This is a genomic window from Streptomyces sp. NPDC051310 (assembly GCF_044455245.1).
Lineage (GTDB): Bacteria > Actinomycetota > Actinomycetes > Streptomycetales > Streptomycetaceae > Streptomyces.
Window position 1 is genome coordinate 42,471 of record NZ_JBITEO010000034.1, and the last position, 17,468, is coordinate 59,938.

Below are 17,468 nucleotides of genomic sequence, written 5' to 3' on the forward strand. Positions count from 1 at the left end.
CCGCCGGACGGCCGCGGGCTCCGCGGCCGTCCCGGACTGCCCGGAGCGTTCCGACCGTCCCGCAGCGTCAGCCGACGACGGCGGTGTCCGCCGCCTCGACCTCTTCCCGGGTGATGCCCAGCAGATAGAGGACCGTGTCCAGGAAGGGCACGTTCACGGCGGTGTCGGCGGCCCGGCGCACGACCGGCTTGGCGTTGAAGGCCACGCCCAGACCCGCGGCGTTGAGCATGTCCAGGTCGTTGGCGCCGTCGCCGATCGCGACGGTCTGGGCCAGCGGTACGCCCGCCTCGGCGGCGAAGCGGCGCAGCAGCCGGGCCTTGCCCGCCCGGTCCACGATCTCCCCGGTGACGCGGCCGGTCAGCTTGCCGTCGACGACCTCCAGCGTGTTGGCGGAGGCGAAGTCCAGCCCCAGCCGTACCTGCAGCTCGTCCGTCACCTGGGTGAAGCCGCCGGACACGACGCCGACCTGGTAGCCCAGCCGCTTGAGGGTCCTGATCAGCGTGCGGGCGCCCGGCGTCAGGCGGACCTCCGCGCGGACCTTGTCCACGACCGACTCGTCCAGTCCTTCGAGGAGCGCCACGCGCGCGTGCAGCGACTGCTCGAAGTCCAGCTCACCGCGCATGGCCGCGGCGGTGATCTCGGCGACCTGGTCCTCACAGCCGGCGTGCGCCGCGAAGAGCTCGATCACCTCGTCCTGGATGAGCGTCGAGTCGACGTCCATGACCACCAGGCGCTGGGCCCGGCGGTGCAGCCCCGCCGACACGACCGCCACGTCCACGCCGATCTCCGCGGCCTCGGTGGCGAGCGCGGTGCGCAGCGGCTCCGTCTCCGTACCGGACACCGCGATCTCGACCGCGGTCACCGGATACTTGGCTAGCCGGAAGATCCGGTCGATGTTGCCGCCCGTCGCGGTGATGGTGGCCGCTATGGCCGCCGTGTTCTCGGCGGTCAGCGGATGCCCGAGCACGGTGACGTGCGACCGGCCGACACCGCGCGGCCGGTTGTCGCCCGTACCGGAGATGATCTCCGCCTGGAGCTTCAGCGACTCCGCCCAGCTGTGGACCGTGGCCCGCAGCTCACCCTCCGTGCTCGCGGTGGGCTCGGTGACGAGCGCGCACAGGACGATGCGGCCCCGGGTGACGACCTGCTCGATGTCGACCACGTCGACCGAGAAGGCGGCGAGGGTGTCGAAGAGCCCGGCGGTGATCCCGGGCCGGTCCTTCCCGAAGATCTTGACGAGAAGGGTGGGTACGTCGGAGGTCTGCGATGCGCTCATGGTCCCCCCAGCGTATCGGCCCCGCGTCCGGCGGGCTCCCCCTGTCCCGCGGACCGGACACCGGCCTCACCGGCCTCCCCGGGGGAGCCGGGCACACCCGGACGCCCGCCGGCGGCACCCCTCGGGCCGCGGCCACCGCGTCCCTGCCCTGCCCCCCGCCGCGCCCTCGCCGGGCGACCCGCCACGCTGCCCCGGCCGGCATCGGATCCCGCGCCGCCCGCGCTGCCTCAGTCGGCGCCGTCCGCTTCCCGCGCCGCCCGTGCCACCGCCGGCACACGGGCGTACGGCGCCGGCCGCCATGCCCGCCGGCGCCCCCGGCGCCCGGCACCTCCCCGCCGCCGAAGATCGAGTCCAGGATCACATCGGCCCGCCGAACGCTGCCGCCCGGACCGCTCCCGCACCCCTCCGCAAACAGGAGGACCGTTCGAACGCGGGCGGAGGGGCGCCCAAAGGCCCGCGAAAGACCCTCGTCCCTTTCCGAGTTGCTCCGCCTGCACCTCATTCCTGCGCAGTTGGCAGGTTTTTGCCGCTGCCGGGGCATTTATCCTCCTGCCCCACCCCGGGGGAGCAAGGGCCGTACGCGCCTGCGCGCTGTCTTCACACCGCCCGACTTTCGAATACGGGACCGGGCCTGAAATAGTTCCCCACGATGTTCACCATCCCTAGACTCCCCGCGACGGGGGTCACTCGGGGGACAACTAGTGGGGCATGGAGTGCCGGAACTCGTACTGGAATTGAACGGAAGGACCTGGGCCCTCGATCCGTCCAGGTCGTACACCCTGGGCCGCGATCCCCAGGGTGACCTGGTGATCGACGACGCCAGGGTCTCGTGGCGCCACGCCACGATCAGCTGGGGCGGCCGGAGTTGGGTCATCGAGGATCACGGCTCCACCAACGGCACCTACGTGCAGGGGCAGCGGATCCACCAGATGGAGATCGGACCGGGATCGTCCGTCCATCTCGGCAACGCCACCGACGGCCCGCGGCTGAATCTGACCGGTGCCGGAGCGGGTGCGGACGCGGGTGCGGGTGCTTACAGCGCGCAGGCCGCGGCTCCCCAGGCCCAGGCGCACCAGGCTCCCCCGCAGCAGCACGGCTGGCCTCAGCAGGCGGCCCCGCAGCAGCACCCGGCGCCCCCTCAGCACCAGGGCTGGCAGCAGCAACAGCAACAGCCCCACGTCCCGCACCAGCAGTCCGGCCCCGGCGGCCCGGCCGGTCCCGCCGGCCCGGTGGAGCAGTACGCCCAGAAGGTCCCGGGCCAGGGCGGCGGCGCCGCGGGGGCCCCGCCGGTCTACGGCGACCGGAGCCCGACCACCTTCCACCAGTTCGCCCTCGGCCGGGTGATGCGCATCGGTCGTGCGCTCGAGAACGAGCTGGTGGTCTCCGACCTCCAGGTCTCGCGCCACCACGCCGAGTTCCACGCCACACCCGACGGCCGCTTCGAGATCCGCGACCTCGGCTCCCACAACGGCACCTACGTCAACGGACAGCCGCTCGCCAAGTCCGGCTCCGCCCTCATCGGCCCGAACGACATCGTCGGCGTCGGTCACTCGACCTTCCGGCTCGTCGGGGACCGCCTCGAGGAGTTCGTCGACACCGGTGAGGTCTCCTTCTCGGCCCGCCACCTCACCGTCACGGTCGACGGCGGCAAGCAGATCCTGAAGGACGTCTCGTTCGGCGTCCCGGAGAAGTCGCTGATCGCCGTCATCGGCCCCTCCGGCTCCGGCAAGTCGACCCTCCTCAAGGCGCTCACCGGTTACCGCCCCGCCAACCAGGGTGACGTCCTCTACGACAACCGGAACCTCTACAAGCAGTTCGCCGAGCTGCGCCAGCGCATCGGTCTGGTCCCGCAGGACGACATCCTGCACAAGGAGCTGACCGTCCGGACCGCGCTCAAGTACGCCGCGAAGCTCCGCTTCCCCGCGGACACCACCGAGCAGGAGCGCGAGGCCCGGATCGACGAGGTCCTGCGCGAGCTCAAGCTGGACGTCCACAAGGAGAAGAAGGTCACCTCCCTCTCCGGCGGCCAGCGCAAGCGCGTGTCCGTCGCCCTGGAGCTGCTGACCAAGCCGTCGCTGATCTTCCTGGACGAGCCGACCTCCGGCCTCGACCCCGGCATGGACCGCGACGTCATGCAGCTGCTGCGCGGGCTGGCCGACGACGGCCGCACGGTCCTCGTCGTCACCCACTCGGTCGCCGAGCTGGCGATCTGCGACAAGCTGCTCGTCATGGCGCCGGGCGGTTCGGTGGCGTACTTCGGCCCGCCGGAGGAGGCGCTCAACTTCTTCGGCTACGAGACCTGGGCCGATGTCTTCTCCGCGTTCGAGAACTACCGCGACTACGACTGGGCGGGCCGCTGGAAGGGCTCGCAGCACTACCAGATGTACGCCGCGGACATCGACGCCGTCGCCCCGCAGTCGGTGCAGATGCCGTCGGCCCAGGCCATGCGCCCGCCCAAGCCGCAGAGCTGGGGCGCGCAGCTGTGGACCCTGATCCGCCGCTACGCGTCGGTCATCGCGTCCGACAAGGGCTTCATCGGCCTGATGGTGATCCTCCCGGCCGTCCTCGGCCTGGTCTCGGTCGTCATCCCGGCCGACTTCGGCCTGGCCCCGCCCACGCCGCCGTCCCGCTTCAACGGGGACGCCGGCACGATCATGCTGATCCTCGCGGTCGGCATGTGCTTCTCGGGCGCCGCCAACTCCGTACGAGAGCTGATCAAGGAACGGGTCATCTATGAACGGGAGCGGGCCACCGGCCTGTCCCGCTCGGCGTACCTGATGTCCAAGGTGATCGTCCTCGGCGTGATCACGGCGATCCAGGGCGTCATCATCTGCGCCATCGGCTTCGCCACCCGCGAGCTCCCGGCGGAGGGCCTGATCATGCCTCCCGCCGTCGAGCTCTGCGTCGTGATCATCGCCCTCGGCTTCACCTCGATGATGTTCGGCCTGGTCATCTCCGCCCTGGTGAAGACCGCCGAGAAGACCATGCCGCTGCTGGTCATGTTCGCGATCGTGCAGGTCGTCTTCACCGGCATCCTGTTCCAGGTGTACGGGTCCCCGGGCCTGGAGCAGTTCGCCTGGCTGATGCCCTCGCGCTGGGCCATCGCCGGTGCGGGCGCCACGCTGGACCTCGCCCACCTGATGCCGCCGTGGGACCCGAAGGACCCGACGAACCTGGACCCGCTGTGGGACCACACGGCCGGCCAGTGGGGCTTCAACATCACCGTCCTGCTGCTGATCGGCATCGCCTGCGGCTTCCTGGTGGCGCGGCTGCTGCGCCGCCACGAGCCCGAGGTCATGCGCAAGTAACGCCTCCGTACGCCACCGGCGCCACGCGCGCGTGAAGGGCGGCACCCCGCACGGGGTGCCGCCCTTCCACGTCGGTGCGCACGGGAACCGTCAGGTGCCCCGGGACGACCGGTGCGTATCAGTACGCGCTGTTGACGTTGTCCATGGAGCCGTAGCGGTCGGCCGCGTAGTTGCAGGCGGCGACGATGTTGGCGACCGGGTCCCACTGGCTCTTCTTGGTGCCGGGGACGTGGTAGGCGTCGAAGGTCGGCTTGATGACCTGGAGCAGACCGATCGACGGGACGCCGTTGCGGGCGTTGATGTCCCAGTTGTTGATGGCGTTCGGGTTACCGCTGGACTCACGGATGATGTTGCGGTGGATGCCCTCGTAGGTGCCCGGGATGTTGTGCTTCTTCATGATGTCGAGCGCCTCGCGGATCCAGCCGTCGAGGTTGTTCGCGTACACCGGCTTGCGGGCGGCGGCGCGGCTCGCGGCGGCCTGTGCGGCGGCGCGCTTCTTCGCGGCGGCCTCGGCCTGGGCCTTCGCCTTGGCGGCGGCAGCGGCCTTGGCCTTGGCGGCGGCCTCCGCCTTCGCCTTCGCGGCGGCGGCCGCGTCGGCCTTGGCCTTCAGCTCGATGCTGGTGACCTGGTCGTGCAGGTTGACCTTCAGGGTGCCCGCCTGCGTACCGAACGCGACCGGAGCGGCGGCGACCGACTGCGGCTCGACGGTCTCGGCGGTGGAGGCGTTGCTGGGAACGGCGGAGAAACCGACGGCGACGGCGCCGATGGCGGCCACGCCGGCGAGGGAGAGCTTCTTCTGGTTCTTCTTGAGACGGCTGAAGCCGGGGCGGTTGCTGAACGCGGACATGCAGTCGTACCTCTTCGAATCGCGGGACGTCGCCTGGCCGGGTGGCGCTACGCCTGCTCGGCGGGCAACGGCTGCAATTCTTAGCGGCCGCAAAATCCTGTGGCAAAGGTGTGACGTACGATGCCGGGTAGTGGATCAGGAGGTGGCGTCAAGCCGTACAAATCGCCCATCCCACCCCCGCAACCAGCGACGATTCGGTCTTAACGGTTCCACTACAGCGCTTCGTAAGTGACCTGTGTCCTATGCGAGGGCTCACATCGCCCCCGTGGCGAACTCACCTTCTGTTGCGGGAGCAATGCTATGTGTGAGTGCTTACCGAGGGCCTTCCCCCGGCAGCTCCGGCAGCAGGAGATGCACGTCGCCGAACTCGTGCCAGAGGTAGCGACGGCTCAGCGCCTCGGTGTAGGCGCGGTCCAGCGCCTCCCGTCCGGCCACCGCCTCCAGCATCAGCAGGTGCGAGGCCCGCGGCTCGTGCAGCCCGGTCAGCAGCCCGTCGACGGTCCGCACCCCGCGCCGCGGCGTGACCACCAGGTCCGTCCACCCCGCCGCCTCCCGTACGACGCCGTCGGCGCCCGCCGCCGACTCCAGCGCCCGCACGGCCGTCGTCCCGACGGCGACGATGCGCCCGCCCCCCGCCCGCGCCGCGTTCACCAGCCACGCCGTCGCCGCCGGCACCGCGAAGCGCTCCGGGTACGGCGGCTCGTGCGCCTCCGCGGACGCCACTCCGGTATGGAGCGTCACCGGCGCGAACTGCACGCCCCGGCTCACCAGCTCCGCGACCGTCCCCGCCGTGAAGGGCCGCCCGGCACTCGGCATCTCCGCCGACCCGGCGCCGTCGGGGGAGGGCCGGGCGAAGACGGTCTGGTACGCGGCCAGCGGCTGGTCGCGCTCGGTGTACCCGTACCGGATGGGCCGCCCGTACTCCGCCAGCAGCCCCGGCACCCCGCCCGCCGCACCGCCGGGCACCCCGCCGGCCGCCGGGACCGACACCGACGCCCACCACAGCCGTGCCGCACCGGGCACGAGCGGTTCCTCCAGGACGAGCCGTGCGCCGCCGGGCAGCCGTACGACCCCGCCCACCGGACCCCCCGCCCGCGGCCGCGTACTGCCCCGCCCGTCCGGCGCACGCAGCTCCACCGCCCACCGGCCGTCGTCCCCGTACGTCGAGAAGTGCACCACCACAGGGGCCGCGCCGAGCCGCCCGCCGACGGCGGCCGCCAAGGTGGGGGAGGTGTTCACCACCAGCACGTCCCCGGGCCGCAGCAGCCCGGGAAGCTCCCCGAAGGCGTGGTGCGACACGGTGACCCCGCGCGAGACCAGCAGCCGCACGTCGTCCCGCCCGCGCCCCCGCTCCTCCGCGGGCACCCGCGCCGAGAGCTCGTCCGGCACCCGCAGCGCCCCCAGCACGCTCATGCGCCCGCCCCCAGCAGCGAAGGAGCGGTGTACCGCCCGCTCGCCGGCCGCTCCCGGAGCAGGCGCAGGAAGGCCGGGACCACCGTCTCGGGCGCGGGACGCCGGCTGTCGTCGCCCGGGACGGCGGCCGCGTACAGATCGGTCCGCATGTCGCCCGGGTCCACGGACCACACCCGCAGGCCCGGCTCCTCCACGCCCAGCACCGCCGCCAGCTGGTCCAGCGCCGCCTTGGAGGCCCCGTACCCGCCCCAGGACGGGTACGCCTCCGCCGCCGCGTCCGAACTGACCGCGATCACCGTCCCGCCGTACCCGCTCGCCCGCAGGAGCGGCAGAGCCTCCTGCACGAGGCCGAGCGCGGCCACCGCATTGGTCTCCAGCGCGGTCCGCAGCCCCGCCAGGGGCAGCGCGTCCAGCCGTACGAGCGGCTCGGCGCCCAGCGCGCTGGCGTTGCTCACCAGCAGGTCCAGCCCGCCCAGCTCCCGCGCGGCGGCCACCAGCCGCGCCCGGTGCGCCGCGTCCGTGACGTCCCCCGCCACCGCCACGACCCGCGTCCCGTGCGCCCGCGCCTCCCGGGCGCTGTCCTCCAGCACGCCGGCGGTCCTGGCGTCCAGCACCAGGTCCCACCCCTCACCGGCGAGCGCCGCGGCGAGTGCCCGCCCCAGCCCCTTGGAAGCACCGGTGATGATCGCGACAGCCATGGCGTCCACTTCCCTTCGTCGGACTGATGCCTCCAGCGTCGAACGCCGGATCCTCCCTCCACCTCCGGCGCCGGCCCCGACCGCCAGGGCACTTCGACCTAGTCCCGCGGCCCGATGCGACGGCGGTCCCCGGCCCGATACGCACGGTCACACCCCGCCGGTACCGTGAACGCATGACCGATCGACCAGACCGTCCGCCCCGCTCCGGCCTCGCCGCCGTGAGCACGGCCCTGCTCGCGATGAGCAGGCACCTGGAGGTCCGCGACGTCCTCAAGACGATCGTCGCCTCGGCGCGCGAGCTGCTCGACGCCGAGTACGCGGCCCTGGGCGTTCCGGACGACCACGGCGGCTTCGCCCAGTTCGTCGTGGACGGCGTCAGCGACGAGCAGTGGAAGGCGATCGGCCCGCTGCCCCGCCAGCACGGCATCCTCGCCGCGATGCTCCACGAGGCCCGCCCGGAGCGCCTCGCGGACGTCCGCAAGGACCCCCGTTTCGAGGGCTGGCCGGCCGCCCACCCCGAGATGTCGGACTTCCTGGGCCTGCCGATCCGCGACGGCGACGAGACGATCGGCGCCCTGTTCCTCGCCAACAAGCGCTGCTCCGGGCCCGCGCGCGCCGAGGGAAGCTGCGGCTTCACGGAGGACGACGAGGAGCTGCTCGGCATCCTCGCGCAGCACGCCGCGATCGCCCTCACCAACGCACGGCTGTACGAGCGCAGCCGCGAGCTCACCATCGCCGAGGAGCGCTCCCGCCTCGCGCACGAACTGCACGACGCCGTGAGCCAGAAGCTCTTCTCCCTGCGGCTGACGGCCCAGGCGGCCTCCGCACTCGTCGACCGGGACCCGGCCCGCGCCAAGGGGGAGCTCCAGCAGGTCGCCGCGCTCGCCGCCGAGGCCGCGGACGAGTTGCGCGCCGCGGTGGTCGAGCTGCGCCCCGCAGCCCTCGACGAGGACGGGCTCGTCCACACCCTCCGTACCCAGGTGCAGGTCCTGGACCGCGCCCACAGCGCCCGCGTCACCTTCGACAGCTGCGGGATACGGGCCCTGCCGGCCGCGCAGGAGGAGGCCCTGCTGCGCGTCGCCCAGGAGGCCCTCCACAACGCCCTGCGCCACTCCGGCGCCGACCAGGTGGCCGTGTCCCTGGTCCGGCGCGGCCAGGGCGCGGTGCTCAGCGTCACCGACAACGGCAAGGGGTTCGAGCCGCGCGCGGTCCGCAGGGCGGGCCGCCACCTGGGCCTGGTCTCCATGCGGGACCGGGCGGGCGGCGTCGGCGGCACGCTCACGGTCCACTCCGGGCCCGGCAAGGGCACCACGATCGAGATGGAGGTCCCCGGTGGCTGAGGCAGCGCCCCGTACGAGGACGGGGATCCGCGTCCTGCTGGTCGACGATCACCAGGTGGTCCGCCGTGGACTGCGCACCTTCCTGGAGGTGCAGGACGACATCGAGGTCGTCGGTGAGGCGGCCGACGGCGCCGAGGGCGTGGCCCGCGCGGAGGAGCTCCGCCCGGACGTGGTCCTCATGGACGTCAAGATGCCGGGCATGGACGGGATCGAGGCCCTGCGCAAGCTGCGGGAGCTGGACAACCCCGCGAAGGTGCTGATCGTCACCAGCTTCACGGAGCAGCGCACGGTGGTGCCCGCCCTGCGCGCGGGGGCCTCCGGGTACGTCTACAAGGACGTCGACCCCGACGCGCTGGCCGGCGCCATCCGCTCGGTCCACGCCGGGCACGTCCTGCTCCAGCCGGAGGTGGCCGTCGCCCTCCTCAGCCAGGACGAGGGGAACGGCGGCACGGGACGGGGCGGCACCCTCACCGAGCGCGAGCGCGAGGTACTCGGACTGATCGCCGACGGCCGCTCGAACCGCGAGATCGCCCGAGCGCTGGTCCTCTCGGAGAAGACGGTGAAGACCCACGTGTCGAACATCCTGATGAAGCTGGACCTCGCGGACCGCACCCAGGCGGCGCTGTGGGCCGTGCGCCACGGCGTGACCGGCTGGTCAACCGGTCCGGCCAAATAAGTCCGAGATTCATACCGTCGGGTGTATATCCCCCACACGGCGCAACCTCGGTGGCGCACGGCCGTTCTCCAGGGCGTGCTGCGGTGATCTCCGCAGCGACGTCCAACGGAGGATTCCCGAAGTGAAGAACCTGAAGAAGGCCGCTGCCATCACCATGGTCGCCGGTGGGCTCGTCGCCGCCGCCGCGGGTGCCGCGTCCGCCACCTCCGGCGCGCACGCGGACGGCGCCGCCATCGGCTCCCCCGGTGTCGGCTCCGGCAACCTGATCCAGGCCCCGGTCCACGTCCCGGTGAACGTCAACGGCAACAGCGTCAACGTGATCGGCGCCCTGAACCCGGCCTTCGGCAACGCGTCCGCCAACCACTGACGCCCCCGTCGGCGGCCCCTGCCCCACCCGGGGGCCGCCGTCCCGCCCGGCCCGCACCGCGGGTCCCGGCCTGCGGGACCGCCTCGGAACCGCCCGGCCCGCACCGCGCCTCCCGGCCTGCCTGACCGCCCCCGCACCCGTCCGCCGGCGCGAGCGGCGAACGCGCGCAGGGAAAGCTCACCGCGGTGAGCGGCCGCCGGCCGGCGGACGGCGACACAGCGGGGCTTCCCGGTGACGCAGCGGGCGCCGCTCCCGCGTCACCCCCGCTCGCGCTCCCGTTCCTCCACCCAGGCGTTGAACGCCGCCACCTGCGCCCGCCGCGCCACCCGCTCCACCGGCCGCAGCGCCTCCGTACGCGCCGCCATCTCCGACGCGCTCACCGCCCCGCCGTGCCCGTTGCCGTACGCCAGCGAGATCAGGAACCCCACGCGCTGCGCCAGCTCCAGCACCCGCACGGCCCGCGGCGGGTACCCCGGCGCCAGCACCTCGCCCCCGGCCTCCGCCCGCGCCCGGTACGCGTCCAGCGCCGCTTCCGCCACCGGCCCCGAGGCCGCCACGTCCAGCCGCGTCAGCACCACGGTCGCATCCCGCAGCGCCTCCGCCAGCTCCCGCTCCGCCTCCCCGAGCGACGGCACGTCCGCCGGCGGCGCCTGCCGCACCGGCAGGCAGTGCCACACCACCTCCACGTGCACGTCCCCGGTGGGACCCGCCTCGTACACCTCCGGCACGAGCCCGAAGGCGGCCCCGTACCCGACCACCGCCTCCTCCGCCTCCAGCGCCCGCGCGTTGAACTCCGGAGGCCCGCTGAGCCCCAGCGGATGCCCGGGCGCCGGCAGCGCGACGCGCCACCCCGTCACCCCGAGCCCGCGCAGCCGCCCCAGCGCCAGCGTCAGCCCGACCGGCCCCGCCTCGCCCGGCAGCCCCTCCACCCGGTGCACCGCGTCGTCCCCGACGATCGCGAGCACGGCCTCATCCGGTGACACCAACCCGGCCAGCAGGGCGTTCCCCCATGCGGCCAACCGTCCTGAACGTGGTTCCGAAAGCATGCCCCCACCCTAGGCACTGCCGCCGAACCGGACCTAAGGACCGACCCGCGCCACCGGTGGCGTAGGTTTTCCCTGGAGACCGCGCCCACAGGCACGGCCGCACGACGAGATCCGACCGCATAGGGGAGACAACGCGCTCATGAGCGATGTACTGGAGCTGGTGGACGTATCCGTGGTCCGCGACGGACGCGCTCTGGTGGACGACGTCTCCTGGTCGGTCAAGGAGGGCGAGCGCTGGGTCATCCTCGGCCCCAACGGCGCCGGCAAGACCACCCTCCTCAACATCGCCTCCACCTACCTCTACCCGAGCGCCGGCAGCGCCCGCATCCTGGGCGACCGGCTCGGCAAGGTCGACGTCTTCGACCTGCGCCCCCGCATCGGCATGGCCGGCATCGCCATGGCCGACAAGCTGCCCAAGCGCCAGACGGTCCTCGAGACCGTGCTCACCGCCGCGTACGGCATGACCGCCACCTGGCACGAGAACTACGACGCCGTCGACGAGGACCGGGCCCGCGCCTTCCTCGACCGCCTCGGCATGACCGAGTTCCTGGACCGCAGGTTCGGCACCCTCTCCGAGGGCGAGCGCAAGCGCACGCTGATCGCCCGCGCGATGATGACCGACCCCGAACTGCTGCTCCTCGACGAGCCGGCCGCCGGTCTCGACCTCGGCGGCCGCGAGGACCTGGTCCGCCGCCTCGGGCGCCTCGCCCGCGACCCGTACGCGCCCTCCATGATCATGGTCACCCACCACGTCGAGGAGATCCCGCCGGGCTTCACCCACGTCCTGATGATCCGTCAGGGCAAGGTGCTCGCCGCGGGCCCGATGGAGATGGAGCTGACCTCGCGCAACCTCTCCCACTGCTTCGGCCTCCCGCTCGTCGTCGAGCACGTCGGCGACCGCTACACGGCCCAGGGCCTGCCCCTCTCCTGACACCGCGTCCGCAGGCGGCACCGCAGCGGCGGTGCCCACCCTCCGCGCCCTGTCGGGGACCCGACTCCCGGTCCTACCATGGCCGGGTGGACATCGACGCATGGGTCTGGTGGCTGATCGGCGCGGTGGGGCTCGGCATCCCGCTCGTACTGACCGCGATGCCGGAATTCGGGATGCTGTCCGCCGGCGCGATCGCCGGAGCCGTCACCGCGGCCCTCGGGCCGGGCGTGGTCGCCCAGGTCGTGGTCTTCGCCGTCGTCTCCGTCGCCCTCATCGCGGTGGTGCGCCCCATCGCGGCACGCCACCGCGACGGCCGGCCCCAGTACGTCACGAACGTCGACGCCCTGAGGGGCCGTCAAGCCGTCGTCCTGGAACGGGTCGACGGCAACGGCGGCAGGATCAAGCTCGCCGGCGAGGTCTGGTCCGCCCGCGCACTCGACGCCGACCAGTCCTTCGAACCCGGACAGCAGGTCGACGTCGTCGAGATCGACGGAGCGACCGCCGTGGTCATGTGACGGTACGTCAGAAAGCAATGCGGGGGGACACCGTGCGACGCAACCCGGTCAAGCCCGGGGAAACGGTGCACGCGACGCCCCGCCGTCTGGGAAACTCGATCATCGAATACAACCGCGGCAGTGAAGGGCACGGGGAACATCGATGCCATCAGTCATCATCGTCCTGGTCATCCTGGTGGTGCTCGTCTTCATCGCCCTGATCAAGACGATCCAGGTCATCCCGCAGGCCAGCGCCGCCATCGTCGAGCGCTTCGGCCGCTACACCCGCACCCTCAACGCGGGCCTCAACATCGTCGTTCCGTTCATCGACTCGATCCGCAACCGGATCGACCTGCGGGAACAGGTCGTCCCCTTCCCGCCCCAGCCGGTGATCACCCAGGACAACCTGGTCGTCAACATCGACACGGTCATCTACTACCAGGTGACCGACGCCCGCGCCGCCACCTACGAAGTCGCCAGCTACATCCAGGCGATCGAGCAGCTCACGGTCACCACCCTCCGCAACATCATCGGCGGCATGGACCTGGAGCGCACCCTCACCTCCCGCGAGGAGATCAACGCCGCCCTGCGCGGCGTCCTCGACGAGGCCACCGGCAAGTGGGGCATCCGCGTCAACCGCGTCGAACTCAAGGCGATCGAGCCCCCGACCTCCATCCAGGACTCGATGGAGAAGCAGATGCGCGCCGACCGCGACAAGCGCGCCGCCATCCTCACCGCCGAAGGCATCCGCCAGTCGCAGATCCTGACCGCCGAGGGTGAGAAGCAGTCCGCCATCCTCCGCGCCGAAGGTGAGGCCAAGGCCGCCGCCCTGCGCGCCGAGGGCGAAGCACAGGCGGTCCGCACCGTGTTCGAAGCCATCCACGCCGGCGACCCCGACCAGAAGCTGCTCTCCTACCAGTACCTCCAGATGCTCCCGAAGATCGCCGAAGGCGACGCCAACAAGCTCTGGATCGTCCCCAGCGAGATCGGCGACGCCCTCAAGGGCCTCTCGGGCGCCTTCGGCAACATGGGCAACGGCGCACCCGGCTTCAACACCGGCGGCGCCGCCAAGCAGCCGCCGCAACAGCGTCGCGAAGAGCCCCCGGTCGACTGACGTACCCCCTCCGTCGTGCATGATCTGTGCATCAAGCACCGATCATGCCGAGGAGTGAGGGCACCGCGTGACCATCTGGGAAATGCTCGCCGTCTTCGCCGCCGGCATCGGCGCGGGCACGATCAACACCATCGTCGGCTCCGGCACCCTCATCACCTTCCCGGTGCTGCTCGCCACCGGTCTGCCGCCCGTCACCGCCACCGTCTCCAACGCCCTCGGCCTCATCCCCGGCTCCATCAGCGGAGCCATCGGCTACCGGGCCGAACTCGCCGGCCAGCGCCCCCGCATCCTGCGCCTCGGCATCGCCGCGGCCATCGGCGGCGTCAGCGGCGCCACCCTGCTCCTCGTCCTGCCCCCCACCGCGTTCGAGACGATCGTCCCCGTCCTCGTCGGCCTCGCCCTCGTCCTGGTCATCCTGCAACCCCGCATCTCACGGGCCGTCCAGCGCCGCCGCGAACGCCAGGGCACCGACGGCGGTGACCCGGCGGGCGGCCCCCTCCTCTTCGCCGCCCTCCTCCTCGCCAGCGTCTACGGCGGCTACTTCACCGCGGCCCAGGGGATCATCTACGTCTCCCTCATGGGCATGCTGCTCCACGACACCCTGCAGCGCCTCAACGCCGCCAAGAACGTCCTCGCCGCCGTCGTCAACACCGTTGCCGCGCTGTTCTTCCTCTTCGTCGCCCACTTCGACTGGACCGCCGTCCTGCTCATCGCCGTCGGTTCCACCATCGGGGGCCAGATCGGGGCCAAGGTCGGCCGCCGCCTCCCCCCGGCCGTACTGCGCGCGGTCATCATCACCGTCGGCGTCCTCGCGATCGTCCAGCTCGTCACCCGGACCTGACCGCATGACGAAGCCCGCCTCGATCCGAGACGGGCTCCTCCGCACACGGGCGGGACCTGCCTACGCCGCCACCGACTGCCCCAGCCACTCCGGCAGCTCCGCGCGGTCCCGCACACCCAGCGCCAGCAGCATCGCGTCCGCCGGAGAGGGTACGAACGGCTGGTGCAGCAGCGGCATCCCCGCCTGCTCCGGCGTACGGTCCGCCTTGCGGTGGTTGTCCTCCGCGCAGGAGGCCACCGTGTTCAGCCAGTTGTCGCCACCACCCTGCGCCCGCGGCACCACGTGGTCCACCGTCGTCGCACGCTTCCCGCAGTACGCGCACCGGTGCCGGTCCCGCACCAGCACACCCCGCCGCGACCACGGCGCCTGTCTTCGGAAGGGCACCCGGACGTACCTGCAGAGCCTGATCACCCGCGGCACCGGGAGTTCCACGGCGGCCGCACGCACACGGAGTCCGGGATGGGACTGCTCCACCACGGCCTTGTCCTGCAGCACCAGCACCACCGCACGGTTGAGCGTCACCGTCGACAGCGGCTCGAAGCTCGCGTTGAGTACCAGCGTGTCCCGCATCGTGCCCACCTCCCGTGTGCCGGCCCACCCCCCTGGCGGGCTGGGATCAACTCTGGCCGGGCACGCCGGGTAGGACAACGCAATATCTGTTCACCCGGGGGCCGTCCCCGGGCTCCCCGACACAAAAGATGCCCGCTTCTGATCTCTCCAAGACCAGAAGCGGGCAAACAACAGACGAACGTCAGGACTCGGCGGGAGCCGCGTACTCACCGATCAGCTGGGCACGCGCCAGCGTGTGGAACCGCAGGTTGAACCCCACCACGGCGGGCGACGCGTCCGCGTCCGGGCCCAGCTTCTCCTGGTCCACGGCGTACACGGTGAACACGTACCGGTGCGCCGGATCGCCGGCCGGCGGCGCCGCGCCGCCGAAGTCCCGCGTCCCGTAGTCGTTGCGCACGTGCACCGCCCCTTCGGGCAGCCCCTCGAACTTCCCGCCGCCCGCACCCGCAGGCAACTCGGTGACCGACGCCGGGATGTCGAACAGCACCCAGTGCCAGAACCCGCTCCCGGTCGGCGCGTCGGGGTCGAAGCACGTCACGGCGAAGCTCTTCGTCCCCTCGGGGAAGCCCTCCCACCGCAGATGCGGCGAGGTGTTCCCCTCGGCGTAGACCTGCGCGTCAGCCAGCACGGCCCCCGGCGCGACGTCATCGCTCACCACGGTGAACGACGGCACCCGCGGATGGAAGTCGTGAGGAAGCGGCGCCCTCTTCTCCTCGGCCACGCTATGAACCTCCGTATCGCTGTTGTTCCGGCTTCCCGACCGACCTTAGAGCCAGTTGCGCCGGCCACCGACGTCGGCGAGCCACTGGTTGAGGTACGCCGCCCAGTCGGTGCCCCCGAAGTCGTGCAGCCCCACCGTGAAGGCGCGGTACGAGTCGCTGCCCTCGCTGAACAGACCCGGCTTCTTGTCCATCTCCAGGACGACGTCCATCTCCCGCTCGTCGGCCACGAAGGACAGCTCGACCTGGTTCAGGCCCCGGTACTGCTGCGGCGGGAGGAACTCGATCTCCTGGTAGAACGGCAGCCGCTGCCGCGTCCCGCGGATGTGACCGCGCTCCATGTCCGCGCTCCTGAACCGGAAGCCCAGCTGGATGAAGGCGTCGAGGATCGCCTGCTGCGCCGGGAGCGGGTGCACGTTGATCGGGTCCAGGTCACCGGAGTCCACAGCCCGCGCGATCTCCAGCTCGGTCGTCACACCGATGTCCATCCCGTGCAGGTGCTGCCCGGCGATCATCGTCACCGGCGTCTCCCACGGGATCTCCAGCCCGAACGGCACCACGTGCACCGCCCCGGCCTTCGCCTCGAAGGCCCCGCCCAGCCGGACCTTCGTGAACTCGATGTCCTGCTTGACCTCCTGATCGCCGCCCTCGACCTCGACCCGCGCCTGCAGACCGACCGACAGCCCCTCGATCTGCTGGTCCACCGTGCCGCCCTGGATCCGCACCTCACCCTGGACGACCCCGCCGGGCACGACGTTCGCCTCGGTGAGCACCGTCTCGACGGACGCCCCGCCCGCACCCAGGCTCGCGAGCAGCTTCTTGAACCCCATGTTCACTCCTTCTGGATCCTGACCCCTAGATACGCGCGACGACCGTAGCCGGTTCCCCGCTACGCTCGTACGACATGATCGAGAGCCCCGACCGTACGCCGCTGCCGCGAGACTTCTTCGAGCGCCCCGTACTGGAGGTCGCACCGGACCTGCTCGGCCGCACACTCGTACGCCTGACGGACGACGGCCCCATCGAACTGCGCCTGACCGAGGTCGAGGCCTACGCGGGCGAGGTCGACCCCGGATCCCACGCCTTCCGCGGCCGCACCGCCCGCAACGCGGTCATGTTCGGACCGCCCGGTCACGCCTACGTCTACTTCACCTACGGCATGTGGCACTGCCTGAACCTGGTGTGCGGCCCCGAGGGCCACGCCAGCGGTGTCCTGCTGCGCGCGGGTGAGATCCGGGTGGGCCATGACCTCGCCCGCAAACGCCGGCTCTCGGCCCGCCACGACCGGGATCTGGCCAAGGGCCCGGCCCGCCTCGCCACGGCGCTGGACGTCGACCGCACCCTCGACGGCACCGACGCCTGCGCCGGCCCCGAGTCCCCGCTCGCCGTGCTCACCGGAACCCCTGTCCCCACCGACCGGGTCCGCACGGGACCGCGCACGGGTGTCGGCGGCGACGGCGCCACCCACCCCTGGCGGTTCTGGATCGACGGCGACCCCACGGTGAGCCCGTACCGCGCCCACGTGCCACGCCGGAGGGGGGCTTGACGCGAGACGCGGAAGCGTCTAACGTCTAGCGAGCTGCAGGAGCCGGGCACGCCGTTCGAGCGCCCCCGGGAGCAGCCAACCACCACCAAGATCGATCTCCCTAAAGGGTTCGGCTTCCGGCATGCCGGAATTCAAATCCAGCGGCCCGATTATGAGCCGCAGCGGAAATCGTCTAAAGTGGTGGAGCGCCGAAAGGCAAAGGCCCTCCAACGGCCGCCGGAAACAGAATCCGAACCGGAAACGGAACGGAAAACGGATCTGGTAAGGTTGGAAACAACGAAG

18 protein-coding genes are annotated in these 17,468 nt (G+C 71.8%); 9 read left to right on the forward strand and 9 right to left on the reverse strand.

The window, feature by feature from the left end:
- Window positions 1-67 precede the first annotated feature (67 nt).
- Window positions 68-1,276: a phosphoserine phosphatase SerB gene (gene serB / locus ACIA79_RS32190; protein WP_399431949.1), complete on the reverse strand. Its 1,209-nt coding sequence runs from the start codon at window positions 1,274-1,276 to the stop codon at window positions 68-70.
- A 701-nt stretch (window positions 1,277-1,977) separates the two neighbouring features.
- On the opposite strand from serB, the gene ACIA79_RS32195 reads away from it, so the two are divergent.
- The gene (locus ACIA79_RS32195) at window positions 1,978-4,584 is read left to right on the forward strand and encodes an FHA domain-containing protein (RefSeq protein ID WP_399431950.1); all 2,607 of its coding nucleotides are present in this window, start codon (window positions 1,978-1,980) and stop codon (window positions 4,582-4,584) included.
- A gap of 118 nt (window positions 4,585-4,702) precedes the next feature.
- Here the strand turns inward: ACIA79_RS32195 and ACIA79_RS32200 are convergent, their stop codons facing one another.
- From ACIA79_RS32200 to ACIA79_RS32210, 3 genes are all read right to left on the reverse strand, one after another.
- Window positions 4,703-5,431, reverse strand: coding sequence for a transglycosylase SLT domain-containing protein (locus ACIA79_RS32200; RefSeq protein WP_399431951.1), 729 nt, complete (start codon window positions 5,429-5,431; stop codon window positions 4,703-4,705).
- Window positions 5,432-5,743: 312 nt separating this feature from the next.
- Entirely contained in the window at window positions 5,744-6,844 is a 1,101-nt protein-coding gene (locus tag ACIA79_RS32205) for an S-adenosylmethionine:tRNA ribosyltransferase-isomerase (protein ID WP_399431952.1), read from the reverse strand.
- On the reverse strand, window positions 6,841-7,542 hold the full coding sequence (locus ACIA79_RS32210) for an SDR family NAD(P)-dependent oxidoreductase (RefSeq protein WP_399431953.1): 702 nt from the start codon (window positions 7,540-7,542) through the stop codon (window positions 6,841-6,843). Before ACIA79_RS32210 ends, ACIA79_RS32205 begins: the two co-directional genes overlap by 4 nt.
- A gap of 173 nt (window positions 7,543-7,715) precedes the next feature.
- Here ACIA79_RS32210 and ACIA79_RS32215 point away from each other — a divergent pair, with 173 nt between their 5' ends.
- The 3 genes from ACIA79_RS32215 (at window position 7,716) to ACIA79_RS32225 (ending at window position 9,925) form a co-directional block, all read left to right on the forward strand.
- Window positions 7,716-8,882 (forward strand): GAF domain-containing sensor histidine kinase, encoded by a 1,167-nt coding sequence (locus tag ACIA79_RS32215; protein ID WP_399431954.1) that lies wholly within the window; start codon window positions 7,716-7,718, stop codon window positions 8,880-8,882.
- A complete protein-coding gene (locus tag ACIA79_RS32220; protein WP_234334831.1) occupies window positions 8,875-9,558 on the forward strand; it encodes a response regulator transcription factor in 684 nt (227 codons plus the stop codon). The genes ACIA79_RS32215 and ACIA79_RS32220 overlap by 8 nt, the downstream gene beginning before the upstream one ends.
- 121 nt (window positions 9,559-9,679) lie before the next feature.
- Window positions 9,680-9,925: a chaplin gene (locus ACIA79_RS32225; protein ID WP_399431955.1), complete on the forward strand. Its 246-nt coding sequence runs from the start codon at window positions 9,680-9,682 to the stop codon at window positions 9,923-9,925.
- Window positions 9,926-10,182: 257 nt separating this feature from the next.
- On the opposite strand, the gene ACIA79_RS32230 is transcribed toward ACIA79_RS32225, so the two are convergent.
- Entirely contained in the window at window positions 10,183-10,971 is a 789-nt protein-coding gene (locus ACIA79_RS32230; protein ID WP_399431956.1) for a hypothetical protein, read from the reverse strand.
- 139 nt (window positions 10,972-11,110) lie between these two features.
- On the opposite strand from ACIA79_RS32230, the gene ACIA79_RS32235 reads away from it, so the two are divergent.
- From ACIA79_RS32235 to ACIA79_RS32250, 4 genes are all read left to right on the forward strand, one after another.
- Window positions 11,111-11,902 carry an ABC transporter ATP-binding protein gene (locus tag ACIA79_RS32235; protein ID WP_399431957.1) on the forward strand — a complete coding sequence of 264 codons (792 nt, stop codon included), beginning with the start codon at window positions 11,111-11,113 and terminating at the stop codon, window positions 11,900-11,902.
- Between the two features lie 86 nt (window positions 11,903-11,988).
- Window positions 11,989-12,417 carry an NfeD family protein gene (locus tag ACIA79_RS32240; RefSeq protein ID WP_399431959.1) on the forward strand — a complete coding sequence of 143 codons (429 nt, stop codon included), beginning with the start codon at window positions 11,989-11,991 and terminating at the stop codon, window positions 12,415-12,417.
- A gap of 142 nt (window positions 12,418-12,559) precedes the next feature.
- Window positions 12,560-13,510 carry an SPFH domain-containing protein gene (locus ACIA79_RS32245; RefSeq protein WP_399431960.1) on the forward strand — a complete coding sequence of 317 codons (951 nt, stop codon included), beginning with the start codon at window positions 12,560-12,562 and terminating at the stop codon, window positions 13,508-13,510.
- Between the two features lie 67 nt (window positions 13,511-13,577).
- Window positions 13,578-14,351 carry a sulfite exporter TauE/SafE family protein gene (locus ACIA79_RS32250; RefSeq protein ID WP_399431961.1) on the forward strand — a complete coding sequence of 258 codons (774 nt, stop codon included), beginning with the start codon at window positions 13,578-13,580 and terminating at the stop codon, window positions 14,349-14,351.
- Between the two features lie 60 nt (window positions 14,352-14,411).
- On the opposite strand, the gene ACIA79_RS32255 is transcribed toward ACIA79_RS32250, so the two are convergent.
- The 3 genes from ACIA79_RS32255 to ACIA79_RS32265 form a co-directional block, all read right to left on the reverse strand.
- A complete protein-coding gene (locus ACIA79_RS32255; RefSeq protein ID WP_031072400.1) occupies window positions 14,412-14,921 on the reverse strand; it encodes an HNH endonuclease in 510 nt (169 codons plus the stop codon).
- Between the two features lie 181 nt (window positions 14,922-15,102).
- Complete coding sequence (locus ACIA79_RS32260; RefSeq protein WP_399431962.1) at window positions 15,103-15,642, reverse strand: YbhB/YbcL family Raf kinase inhibitor-like protein; 540 nt, start codon at window positions 15,640-15,642, stop codon at window positions 15,103-15,105.
- A 45-nt stretch (window positions 15,643-15,687) separates the two neighbouring features.
- The gene (locus tag ACIA79_RS32265) at window positions 15,688-16,470 is read right to left on the reverse strand and encodes a sporulation protein (protein WP_399431963.1); all 783 of its coding nucleotides are present in this window, start codon (window positions 16,468-16,470) and stop codon (window positions 15,688-15,690) included.
- Window positions 16,471-16,544: 74 nt separating this feature from the next.
- On the opposite strand from ACIA79_RS32265, the gene ACIA79_RS32270 reads away from it, so the two are divergent.
- Window positions 16,545-17,186: a DNA-3-methyladenine glycosylase gene (locus ACIA79_RS32270; RefSeq protein WP_399431964.1), complete on the forward strand. Its 642-nt coding sequence runs from the start codon at window positions 16,545-16,547 to the stop codon at window positions 17,184-17,186.
- A gap of 18 nt (window positions 17,187-17,204) precedes the next feature.
- Here ACIA79_RS32270 and ACIA79_RS32275 read toward each other — a convergent pair.
- On the reverse strand, window positions 17,205-17,468 hold a 264-nt coding region (locus tag ACIA79_RS32275; RefSeq protein ID WP_399431965.1), incomplete at its 5' end, for a hypothetical protein.